This window comes from Pseudanabaena sp. 'Roaring Creek' (assembly GCF_001402795.1).
In the GTDB taxonomy this organism is placed as follows: domain Bacteria; phylum Cyanobacteriota; class Cyanobacteriia; order Pseudanabaenales; family Pseudanabaenaceae; genus Pseudanabaena.
On sequence record NZ_LIRE01000202.1, the window covers coordinates 1 to 12,233 of the forward strand.

The window sequence follows — 12,233 nt, forward strand, 5'->3', positions numbered from 1 at the left end:
GAGCGCGACAACATGATTTTGGGTTTTAATTTTGTCCTAATAAGACTAGCGGTAGCTATATCTGCGGCTTCGACTTCGCTCAGCCAACGTTATACTAATTCCCAAAATGGCAACGCCATTTTGGGGATCTCAAAACCTTACTGGGTTTATTTTTTACAGAAATTACCGATCAAACGAACCACAAGAAAAATTTTGAAAGCGTTGCTTCGCAACGCTTTCAAAATTTTTCTTGGTTTGGGTTTGAGCGCAAAGCGCTGTAATTCACTGAAGTGTTGTCTCACTTTAGTGAATTGGTATTAATTATCAGCAATTAACAGAAATCGGATACGTTCCATGCCCTGTTCCGTTCGGAGCGCCTGCACCTGTGCTGCGAACTTCGTATTAGCAATGATCACATTAGGCTGATTTAAGAGGGTACTGCTACGCAAATCATCTTGAGAAGACATTTTAGAAGGAATAAAACCTTGATTTTGCAACATTTCCATTAATAAATCGATGGAATTACTATCATCATCAACTATTAGGATCTTTTTGCCAATGGGTGGCTTTCCTGAAAGCAGAAGTTCTACTTCTCGCATTAAAACCGCCATATCTAGAGGCTTAGTCACAAAGCTATCAATACCTAAATGCCTACCTTGCTCTTTATCATCTAATACTGAAACGATAACAATAGGTATATCTAGGGTAGCAGGGTCGGATTTAAGAATCGCGGCTACATCGTAACCGCTAATCCCCTCCATCAGAATATCAAGGGTAATCAGGTCAGGACGAATTTCACGGACTTTCGCGATCGCCTCTTGCCCATTGACTGCTTCTCGAACGATATACCCTTTTGATTCTAGTTCCTGCCTCAGCAAACTGCGAATACTGGCATCGTCATCAATCACTAAAATATTTTTAGAAGTGGCATTACTATTCTCCGCGTCTGGATAACTGTCAACAATCACTCTCTTCTTGAGTTGTTCGATCAGAATATCAAAATTAATTAACGGGGTTGGTTCACTTTTAGGACTAACGGGAATTGAGAAGGAAAATGTACTACCTTTACCGATTTCGCTCTCTACCCAGATTTTACCGCCGTGATGGGTAATAATGTCTTTAGAAATTGGCAACCCTAAACCCGTACCCTGAGGCTTATCGGTAAGGGTATCACCAACTTGCTTGAATTTCTCAAAAACCTTAGGCTGATCGGATTCGGAAATGCCAACACCTTGATCGATAACGCTGACAATAATGAATTGATTCTCTTCCCTTACTTTACAGGTAATCACTCCTTGTTCAGTAAATTTTACGGCATTAGAGATGAGATTAATGACAACTTGGATGAGACGATCCTTATCACCATGAATCTCGGGGAGATTCTCAGAAATCTCTCGTACTGGAGCTAAGCCCTTTTGATCGAAGAGCGCGGAAGTTGCCGAAAAAGCGCGATCGATCACTTCTTCAATATTTAATGGCTCCATGTTCCATTGCATTTTCCCCGCTTCAATTTTGGCAACATCAAGAACCTCATTGATTAGTTTTGTCAGTCTCGTTCCTTCAGAAACTATGATTTCAAGATTTTCCGAAACTTGCCGAATATTCCGATTGGTCTTTTTATCTTCGGTCTGAATGAGTGGGAAAATTGCTTCATCTAGTTTTTTCTGAATTAACTTGGCAAATCCTAAGACAGAAGTTAGGGGCGTTCGTAATTCGTGCGAGACGGTCGAGATAAAGTCGGTTTTCATGCGATCTACTTCCTTCTCAGAGGTGATATCGCGAATTAGAATTACCGTTCCCAAATAGTGGGATTCAAGAGGATTTTCGGTCGATTTATTCGCTTCTGTAAAAATTGAAGTCGCGACTGCTTTGCCCACACGACGATCGGGTAGTGCAAATTCTTCACTAAATACCTGTTGGGGATTCTCTCTCGTGCTTTTAAGGAGATTGGCGATCGCTTGATCTTTAAATACATCATAGTAACGATCGGATTTAGAGATCGTGCTACTGCTAACGCCGATCATACCTGCGATCGCAGGATTAAACTGGGTAATCCGATCTTCATTATTGACGACGAGCAATCCATCTACCATGTTATCGATAATCGCTTTAATCTCACTCGTGCGTTGTTCGACCTTTTGCTCCAACGTCCGACTATAGTCAGCTAATTGCTCCCCTGAAGCCTTGAGCTGTGAGGTCATTTGATTAAAGGCGATCGCCAAAATCCCGATTTCATCTTCGGTTAATACGGGGGCTTGCGAATTCAGATTACCGCGAGAAACTTGGTTGGCAGCATCGGCGATCGCTAAAATTGGTTGCGAAATTCGCCTTGCGATTAAATATACGGCAGTCAATAAAATACCTGCGGAACTCAATCCAATTAACAAAATATCTCTGGCTAAGCGATCGGCAGGTTCAAACGCCTCTGCTTGGGATATTTCGCCAATTAAAGCCAGATCGAGGTTGTCAATCCAAAGATAGTCACCGAGTACGGGTACATTCTTATAATTTCGATATAGCCCTTCACCATCTTTCCCCTGTGTCGCTGCATTAATTCCTTCGCTGTTAATATTTTTTGCTAGTTCTTGATTATCTGTACCAGCTCCAGAAATTAATATGTTTTTTGAGCTCAATCTCCCTACTAAATAGGTCTCACCGCTAACTCCTAAGCCAGCATTCTCGCGAATAATATCATCTACTCCCCTTAGATCGAGATCGACAGCTACAACACCAATTCGATCTCCAGATTTATTTGATATCGGAGCTGCAAAAGTCATTGCAGGTTTTCCCGTGATGGAAGAAGTATAAAAATTAGGAACAATAATTCGCGATTGATCGCGGGTAAAGTAGGTGGTTGTATTACCTAGGGGTTGATATTTTCCTTCTTTTTGTATATCCGTAGAAACGACTGTAATGCCGTTGTTAGTAAGAATAGAGATTTTGCGGATATTTGGCTTTACAGTAGACACATCAGCCATAAATTTTCTTAGCAATTCGATCGCTGTTTTATATTCTGATGATTCGCGATCTTTTGTGAAAGTGGTTTCAGAGTTGGCAATTAAATCTGGTAACTGCGTCATTAAAATTACGTCACGCCGCTGATTATCAATCCATTGATTGACCTGAGATTCTTTGAGGGAAGTAGCAACATTTAAGCGATCAAATAAAGATCGCTTTAATACATCGCGACTGCGGTTATTGGCGCTTACGGCTACGAGAACTACGGTTACAATCGATAAAATCGAAAAATACCCCACTAGTTGCAATAGCAATCGTTTCTTAAACAGGTTAAACATCTTTTGCCCTCACTTTCCCGAACGATGTCACGATTTTGTTGATGAATGCGATCTTTACAAGTAGCTATTTAATGCTTTGTTTCATTGAATTTATTTTCATTGAGTTTATTTCCATTGAGTTTATTTCCATTAAGTTTATTTCCATTAAGTTTATTTCCATTGAGTTTATTTCCATTGAGTTTATTTCCATTGAGTTTATTTCCATTGAGCAAAAATATTTTTGATTCGATTAATCGCATTATCAGTTGCTTGTTCGGGAGACTCTTTCCCTTGTGCAACTGCACCTATTGCTTGTCCCCAAATTCTCTGCGCTCCAACTTCCGAATAGGCAGGATTTATAGCTGTATAAAAAGAAGTGGTATTTTTGAAAAGCTTAGTTGCGGTCAAGATATGTGGATCTTGTGAATCTTTGTAGTAAGGATCTTCTAATAATTTTGGCATAGTTGGGAAATATCTCCCTCCAGCACCCTTTAAGTAGTTAACCAAATTATTCGGTTGGATAATGTAGGATAATAGGCTTTTAGCGATAGCTTGATTGGAAGATGCCGAAAATATAACTGCCTGCTTCACTGCAACCAAATAGTTAAGAGGTTTACCACTGGGAGATTGACACCATTCTATCGTCATCATCTTTTTGTTATACACCTCTTTGTCGAACTGCTGAGAAGCTGGTATGGAAAGTCCAGGATTAACGGTCATCAAGGCATTTCGGCTGAGAAAGGACTGGTTATTGTCAGGGTCACCCCAATGTAGGGCAGTTGGCGGAACATATTTTGCTTTATAAAACCCTGCATACTTAGTCAATGCTGCAATAATCCCTTGACGATTTTTGGGTTTATCGATTTGGAGATCCCCATTATCGTCTAACAATTCGACTCCGTAGGCTATGAGGAACTGCTCAAATGCAAAGATCGTATCCGTAGCTTCAGTGGACATGGGAAAGGCTATCCCATAAATATCTTTTCCCCCTTTGTTTCTGACGCGATCTTGTGCTGTTTCCCAAAATTGCCAAAATCCATCCCAGTCCTTAGGAATATTTGTCTCGCTTAATCCAACTTCGTTGAGCAGATCTCGCCAACAATGCATACAATCGGCTAATTGGGCGATCGGTACAGCATAGTAACTACGTTTATTATTTACTCCATTTTTGTAGGACACTGCTTTAAGAGCAATAGGACTAAATAAGTTTTTGACAGGTTCGATTACATCAGAAACATCCGCCAATTCGTTTTTCCAAGCTAATCTGGGGTAAAGGTCAAACTCAGCGGTATTGCTAAATAGGAGATCTGGGGGATTGCCATTATTAAGAGCATTTTCGGCATCACGGTTAATTAAACTATCAGAAAAAAAAGTGACTTCCACCTTAGTATTATGCTCTTTTTCCCACTCCGCAATAATTTGGGAGATAGCTTCAGTTTCATTAGGATAAAAGCTTTGAATCCACCAGACTCGAAATATTGAACTTTTTCTAGAAGCCTGATTTCGTAAAAGAGTTGATTCGCTACAAGCGGCTAATCCCATACCTGCTATGGATAGCGATAACTGGTTAAACTGACGACGACGCATAGTTTTTTAAGATTAAGAAATGAAGCACACTGAGAAAATCCTAATAACGATCTATAGATTAAAGGTTTGTGGTACAAAGAGACACAAACCTCAAGCAATAACCAATACTTATGGTTAACCTATAGCTAACCTGCTAACTTACACAAGTCTGGTAGCACTATGGTATCTGCGGTAAAAGGAACGGTCGATGGGTATTGTAGTACCCTGCCTATAAATTTTACACCCGCAGCGATCGCTCCTTCGTAATCGGAAAGAGAATCACCTACCATTAAAACGCGATCGCGATCAAAATTATGCTTCTGCAAGATATTTTGAATAATATCTCTTTTTGAAGTTGGAGAACCATGTACGGACAAGAAATAATGGCTCATATTTCGTCTTGCCACGATCCTCTTTAATTCCAGATCGGGAGTTCCCGAAGCGACAAATAAAGGGATAGATTGATAATTATTTTCTAAAAATTCATAGGCTCCCATCACATATTTTGCGGCAACAACGGCATCTTCAACGCATTGCGAGAAGCGCTCGCCCAGATGATGCTCTTCTTCTTTTGTGAGAGTTTTACCAAGTAAAACTTCATGGTAGTAGCGAAACTTGACAAATCGCGATACCCCACCATGTAAAATATGATAGGCTCTCACCTGTTCGACAATGCGATCGCCATATTCAGCATACAAAGCCCCAAAAGCCTCAGTCTTCACATCCACTGACTCAACAAGGACACCATCAAAATCAAAAATGATTGCATCGTATTGCGCCTGATTGGATAGGCGATCTACGGCTAGACCTAGTGGTGAATTTTCTTTCACGATCTATCTCCCTTGGCAAGCCCCAAATTAATCAGACCGTTCAGTAGATTTTCAGCAGCTTCCTCCTCCATCTGTACGCGAGCCTCCTTCGCATAGGAACCCATGTGAGGTGTTAAAATCACCTGTGGCAAGGTACGGAGCAATCCGTGATAGGGCTCCTCTTCAAAGACATCAAGGGCGGCTCCTGCCAGATGACCTGATACTAAAGCCTCATACAAAGCCTGTTCGTCAACCAGCCCTCCTCTCGAAGTATTGATTAAAATACTGCCAGGTTGCATTTTATTGATAAAAGCCCGATCGACCAGATGATGGTTATCTGGGTTATAGGGAATATGTATAGTAATTACCGTGGCACTGGGAATAAATTCGTCCAAAGATGGTATGCAAACTGTATCGGCAAATAAGGAAGCATCGCAGAAAATATCATGGGCAATTCTCTTTGCCCCAAAAGTTTTCAAGAGCTGTCCTACGCGATTACCAACTCTTCCATAGCCCAATATTCCGACAACTTGTGAGGCAAGTAACCTACCCATTAGCGGCTTCCAGATCCCTTCGCGTAGAGCGCGATCGGCTTCTGATGTTCGCCTCAAAACGGAAAGGATCAAGCTAACAGTTAATTCCGCAACAGCAATAACGGGAGCGGAAGGAGTAATATGTACAGGGATTCCCAACTCTGCCGCAGTATTTAGATCGACACTATCCGTACCGATACCACAACGCGAGATTACCTTTAGAGATTGAGTTGATTTTAAAACCTCCCGAGTCAGTGGCTCAACTCCTGCAATCATGCCAACTACATCATCACTTAGAAGTTCTAAGACCTCTGCTTCTTTAAGCTTTCGACCGTAGGGATTGAGAACGATCTCAAATCCTTGAGCTTGCAAATTTTGCAATATTTGGTTGCTTTTGACATCGAACGAAGATGTACTGATCAGTAACTTTGGCATAGAGTTTTGGTATCTAGGTTTGTTTCTGGATTAGCTTTGCAATTATGGCGAAATATTCCTATTAAGTCTACGCAACTATGGGTGATATCGCTATCGCCAAATGTATCAATATATAAAAAACACAAGAAGAATTTCTATGGCAGGGATGGGCGGCGCTTCGCGTTGTCCATCCCTGCTTATTGATGACTACCATTTTCTACCGTAAAAACACATGTTTAAATATTCTTTATTTGAGATTAAATTTATTGGTAGTTGTTTAAATCACATTCTTATGAAAACAGCCACAACCAAATCGGGATCGTGAACAATAAAAGAACTACTCCGAAAGCTAAGGTTGTCACGGTCAAATCGCGATCGAGATTATAAGCTTGAGCGATAACTAGAGTTGAGAAGGCTGGAGGCATTGCCATCTGGAGAACCATTGCCATCCGAGGCTCGCCCGTAACACCAAAAAACATTAGTCCAGTACCAACAACTAATGGAGTAAGTAGCATCTTAATGGACAGACAAGTTAGGGCTTGTTTAACATTGCGGAGAGTTTTGAGTTGGCTAAGCTGCATCCCAATCATGACCAGCGATAGGGTTACGGTTGTCCATGCGATCGCATTCATGCTAGATGTAACTACCGTAGGCAAAGGTATAAAGCGCATTCCTAAGCCAATAGGTAAACTCCATAATGCAGGGGTTTTTGCCATAGAAATGAAGGGATTAGGTGCCTGATGATTGCTGGACATGCTGCCAAAACGGCTGGCAAGCGCGATCCCGACCGAGTAGGCTGCGATCGTGGAGCCGATGAGATCGTAAAAAAGAGACCATGCGAAATATTGAGGTCCCACTAAGGCAAGGCTGACAGGATATCCCATAAAGGCAGTATTACCCAAGGTCATGGCGAGTAAGAAACTGCCCTGTGTGGCTCCAGACCAAGCACTGTCCTCAGCTAAGGCTTGCTCCGAAGTTGGAAAATTATCAAAGTTTTTTTCTTGAGAAGTAATCCCCCTTGAAAGCTTTTTAAATCTTTCGTCACTTAAACCTAAATCAATCCAAATCCAAGCCAAACCAGCCCCCACTAAAATCGCAACCCACGCAGTAGTTGGTGCAATCACAATCCATCCCGATAAATCCGCCTGTCGCAAGAATGAAATAATACTGATCGGCACAAATCCGAATAGAAGTAATTTACCCAGATAGGTGGTATAACTTTTGGGCAGGAGTTTCCCTAAAACATAACCTAAAAGAGTCCAGCCAATTAACCTCACGTAGAGTATGAAGAGGGGATTTTCTATCGCGAACATAGATTTGAACCATTGGAACTAAGTATAAAAATTGAAATTGCAATAACTGCTAATCAAAGTACCAAGTTAAGAAATTGCATATCTATTTCTTAACTTAAAAACCCTTACGAGGTTTAGTTTCTAATTGTGTTTAGCTACTTATAGCTGCCCTCCATTGACATCAACGATCGCCCCTGTCATATAGCTGGATAGTTGAGATGCTAAAAAAAGAATTACATTTACCTGCTCCTCCATAGAGGCAATCCTCCCTAAGGGAATGGAGTCAACTAACTTCTGTTCGGCTTCGGGTGGTAGAGTTGCCGCTAACATTGGGGTATAGGTCTGGCTCGGACAAATGGCATTCACGTTAATTTGAAATGGCGCTAATTCGTAGGCAAGTTGTCGCGTAAAACCGATTACGCCAGCTTTTGAAGCGACATAATGAATGCCCGATATCTTACTTCTAAAATTACCAGCAATGGAGGAGACATTAATAATTTTGCCATGACGTTGCTGTTTCATAATGGGAACTATATGCTTACAACACAAAAACTGACTAGTGAGGTTCGTTGCCATAACTTTGTTCCAATCTTCAAGGGAAATATCTTCAATCTTGGCGACTTGATTAATGGCAGCATTATTAATCAAGATGTCAATCCGTTGATATTTTTGCAATACCGTGGCGATCGTCTCTTTAACTTGGGTTTCATCAGAGACATCACAGGAAATTGACAAGGCTGACTGACCCAATGCATTTAAGTTGGAGGCGATCGCCGTTGCACCACTACGGGATATAAATACTGTATGCGCTCCGTAACAAGCGATCGCCTCGGCTACAGCCAGTCCGATGCCACTACTTGCTCCCGTGATCATTGCAACTTTCCCCTTAAAATCATGGGGAAATTCATGTGGTTTAGTCATGCGATTTACTTATCATTTGATTTACTTATAAGTACATCAATCAAGTTATACCAAGTTAAGAAATGGCTACGCCATTTCTTAACTTGAAAGCCTCTAATTCACAAATATGTTGTCACAAATATGTTGTCACACTTTCGTGAATTGGCATAATTGCTTGTTCACCGCCACGGGAAATTCTAAAATGCCATAAAATACAAATGGGAGAGAGCAAAGCTCTCTCCCATTTGTCTAGTTATCAACAAAAATATGATTGACATCAGGTTTCCCGATCGCTAAGCGAATTGAAGGTTGATCGCCAACAACACGAATATTATGAATCACTTTTCGTGGTACAAAAATGATGTCATCTTTTTGGGCGCGGTAGGTTCCTTGCCCATCAATATCCCACTCAAGCTCGCCTTCCATAACTACCCACCATTCGTCCTCATTGGCGTGATAATGGGTACGATTGCTTTCTCCTGGTTTTTGGCAAATCATTACAGCACTCATCATATCGGTATAAATGAGTCGTACCGACCAAGATGGTTCGCCCATTTCTTTTTTGATATCTTCAAGACGATTGAAGATCCGATTGATACTGTCATGGGTATTGGCTTTGGCAACACCATCATCCTTCATTACCGTAGCAAGGTCGCGATCCTGTTTAGCGATCGGGGTCATAGCTGCATTACTCCATTGAGGTTTTTAATCAAGTCCCAACAATCTGATCGAGCGATCGAGAAATATACAAGACATATTTGTATAAGTACCTCAGCATAATTAAAATCTCGATCTAAAACCTGCGGCGTACGCGCAGCGTACGCCGCAGGTTTTAGGGTTTTATATTTAATTAAGCCCATTTACTTAGCCAAAGATATTCTTAAATTATGAATCCAGAATCTGAAATTTCAGATGATAACCAATTAACCATCGAACAGGCTTTGATTAACCTGCAATGTGAAGACTTAGGCTTGCGGATTTATGCGGCTTGGTGGTTGGGGCGCTTTCGGGTCAATGTCCCAAAGGCGATCGATCTCTTGATTCTAGCTTTAGCCGATGAAGCCGATCGCACTGAGGTGGGGGGATATCCCTTGCGGCGTAATGCAGCAAGAGCCTTGGGTAAGCTAGGCGATCGCCGCGCCGTACCAGCACTGATCGAATCGCTAGAATGCGAAGACTTTTACGTCCGTGAGGCTGCCGCTCAATCCTTGGAAATGCTGGGAGATCGTTCTTGTCTATCTAAACTGGTGGAATTAATCAAAAATCCCAATCTCCAAACTAGCACTGACTCGGAGCCCGAGCATCCCTACGATGCATTTCTAGAAGCTTTAGGAACCCTAGGAGCAGTAGAAGCAATTCCTGATATTTTGCCTTTTTTGGAGCATCCCACACCCAAGGTGCAATATGCGGCGGCGAGGGCTATGTATCAACTCTCAGCAGCAGGCGAGGCAAATCAATATGGCGATCGCTTAGTTGCCGCTCTCTCTAATAAAGATTTGCAACTACGGCGCACGGTTCTCTCAGACTTGGGGGCGATCGGTTATTTAGGAGCTGCCGAAGCGATTAGTAATACTATGGCTGAAAACAGTTTGAAGCTAATTTCGCTCAAGGGATTATTGGAAAAACAAATCCCCTTAGCAATTCCACCCGAACTGACCGATGGCGCAATTAGGGTCATGGCACTAATGGATGATTTATTGTAAAGTAGAGAATCGCAAGCGCCTTATCTCCTCTATCCTATGACCGATCGCCTTTCCCAACTCATTCAAGCTGTAGAAGAAGCAGATTCCTCTAAGCTATTACTCGAAGCCGTCCAAAATTTGGCAGCAGCGCGGTTAGAAGGTGCAATTCCAGTTTTAATCGAAGCCCTTAGTTACAATAACCCTGGGGCAGCGGTGGCAGCGGTAGACGGCTTGATTTTACTGGGGAGTGCGTCGGTTCCGCCTCTACTAGAACTGCTAGATATGCATAACTATACGGCAAGGGCATGGGCGATTCGCGCTCTAGCAGGGATTGGCGATCCACGCGGTTTGGTAACTCTGTTGGGAGTGGCGACGGCTGATTTTGCCTTTAGCGTAAGGCGTGCAGCGGTGAAGGGTTTAGGGGCGATGAAATGGCATTGGTTTCCCGATGAATTGCGGGAGGTCGCCCAAGAAGAAGCCTTAGAAGCACTCCTATTTGTCGCCCAACAGGATGAGGAATGGGTAGTACGCTATGCATCGGTGGTGGGTTTAGAGTCTTTAGGGATCGCGATCGCGCCTATGAAACCTCTATGGCGATCGGCAATCAAAACCCAATTGAATATCATGTCCTGCAATGATGAAGTTTTGGCGATTCGTGGGCGTGTCTGGCTTGCTCAGCAAAGGCTTGAGCAAAGATTGCAACAACTTAATTCCCCCCATGTTGCTCATCCCGATCGCCAACAGGCGATCGCTGATCGGGAATCGCCATTAACTTCTAACGATTGGCAAGATATTTTAAATAAGCTCTATGAAATAAAACGTCAAGAACGCTTAGATAAATCTAGCGAAGGCGATCCTCGTCGCTTTGAGCAATTGGCAACAACGATTGAGAATGCCAATGATTAATTAAATAGCCATCTCTTGCACAGCATCTCAACTCAAAATATATAGGCGGCGCGAAGCGCCGCCTATATATTTTGAGTTGAGAGTATCTGGCGATAAATTCTTCTAGGGAATTTCTTCGCGCTTTTCCCTAAATCCTAGCTCCATTAGCGCTTTCCGAATTTTAGCTTTGGAGGGCTGAACCTTGGGCATCGCTAAATTAAGTTCCCTCGCAGTTTCTAACATTTGCCTGATGAGGATATCGAGTAAATTATCGTCTACATCTTCGGGAACTTGCTCGATTCGTCCCTGATAAGCCAAGGTATAAAGCTCTAAGTGATGCTTTCCCATGATTTTAGCTAATTTTCTTAACGTCTCTGGAGTCGGGCAAGTACCTTTAAAGCAGGCTCCGCGCAGTCTTGGTTGAGGTACGCCTGTCAACTCCGCGAGATGATTCATACTAATGTCTTGCTCTTCTAAATATTGAAGAACGTATAGCCCTAGCGGCGAGCAATCCTCGTTTTTGACCTGTAACCTTGGTGGCATCTTGTAATATCAACAACTTTGTTAGATTTCGAGATAGAAAGTTAATCTAACGTCATTGAATGATTTTATACCAATTATAGTGATTACCTTGACTGGAGAACAGCCAAGAGGCTTAATTCCAAAATGGCGTTGCCATTTTGGGAATTGGTATTATACATCTACAGTCACTTGAATTATGACAAATCAAACCCCAAGAATTGACTGGCGGCGCGAAGCGCCGCCAGTCAATTCTTGGGGTTTATGTCCTAGTATAGATAATTCAAATAAAAACTACAGCTTCGACTTCGCTCAGCTAGCTTACACCGAGGGCTGAGCGAAGTCGAAGCCCGTCTACAAGTTATTTAAAACAACTATA

General features: G+C 42.3%; 10 protein-coding genes. 2 read left to right on the forward strand and 8 right to left on the reverse strand.

Annotation, left to right across the window (positions count from 1 at the left end; all coding sequences use genetic code 11):
* Positions 1-296: 296 nt before the first annotated feature.
* The 7 genes from AC805_RS06510 to AC805_RS06540 all read right to left on the reverse strand — a co-directional run bounded on the left by AC805_RS06510 (position 297) and on the right by AC805_RS06540 (position 9,449).
* The gene (locus AC805_RS06510; RefSeq protein WP_055074664.1) at positions 297-3,275 is read right to left on the reverse strand and encodes an ATP-binding protein; all 2,979 of its coding nucleotides are present in this window, start codon (positions 3,273-3,275) and stop codon (positions 297-299) included.
* A 195-nt stretch (positions 3,276-3,470) separates the two neighbouring features.
* Positions 3,471-4,841, reverse strand: a complete 1,371-nt coding sequence (locus tag AC805_RS06515) for an ABC transporter substrate-binding protein (RefSeq protein WP_055074665.1) — start codon at positions 4,839-4,841, stop codon at positions 3,471-3,473.
* A 125-nt stretch (positions 4,842-4,966) separates the two neighbouring features.
* A complete protein-coding gene (locus AC805_RS06520; RefSeq protein WP_055074666.1) occupies positions 4,967-5,650 on the reverse strand; it encodes an HAD family hydrolase in 684 nt (227 codons plus the stop codon).
* Positions 5,647-6,597, reverse strand: a complete 951-nt coding sequence (locus AC805_RS06525) for a phosphoglycerate dehydrogenase (RefSeq protein WP_055074667.1) — start codon at positions 6,595-6,597, stop codon at positions 5,647-5,649. The genes AC805_RS06520 and AC805_RS06525 overlap by 4 nt, the downstream gene beginning before the upstream one ends.
* A 269-nt stretch (positions 6,598-6,866) precedes the next feature.
* Positions 6,867-7,889 carry an AEC family transporter gene (locus AC805_RS06530; RefSeq protein WP_055074668.1) on the reverse strand — a complete coding sequence of 341 codons (1,023 nt, stop codon included), beginning with the start codon at positions 7,887-7,889 and terminating at the stop codon, positions 6,867-6,869.
* Between the two features lie 138 nt (positions 7,890-8,027).
* Complete coding sequence (locus tag AC805_RS06535; RefSeq protein WP_055074669.1) at positions 8,028-8,789, reverse strand: SDR family NAD(P)-dependent oxidoreductase; 762 nt, start codon at positions 8,787-8,789, stop codon at positions 8,028-8,030.
* Between the two features lie 228 nt (positions 8,790-9,017).
* Positions 9,018-9,449 carry a cupin domain-containing protein gene (locus AC805_RS06540; protein ID WP_055074670.1) on the reverse strand — a complete coding sequence of 144 codons (432 nt, stop codon included), beginning with the start codon at positions 9,447-9,449 and terminating at the stop codon, positions 9,018-9,020.
* A 206-nt stretch (positions 9,450-9,655) separates the two neighbouring features.
* On the opposite strand from AC805_RS06540, the gene AC805_RS06550 reads away from it, so the two are divergent.
* Entirely contained in the window at positions 9,656-10,471 is an 816-nt protein-coding gene (locus tag AC805_RS06550) for a HEAT repeat domain-containing protein (protein WP_055074672.1), read from the forward strand.
* Between the two features lie 36 nt (positions 10,472-10,507).
* On the forward strand, positions 10,508-11,356 hold the full coding sequence (locus AC805_RS06555) for a HEAT repeat domain-containing protein (RefSeq protein ID WP_055074673.1): 849 nt from the start codon (positions 10,508-10,510) through the stop codon (positions 11,354-11,356).
* Positions 11,357-11,458: 102 nt separating this feature from the next.
* Here the strand turns inward: AC805_RS06555 and AC805_RS06560 are convergent, their stop codons facing one another.
* Entirely contained in the window at positions 11,459-11,878 is a 420-nt protein-coding gene (locus AC805_RS06560) for a helix-turn-helix transcriptional regulator (protein ID WP_009627664.1), read from the reverse strand.
* Positions 11,879-12,233 lie beyond the last annotated feature (355 nt).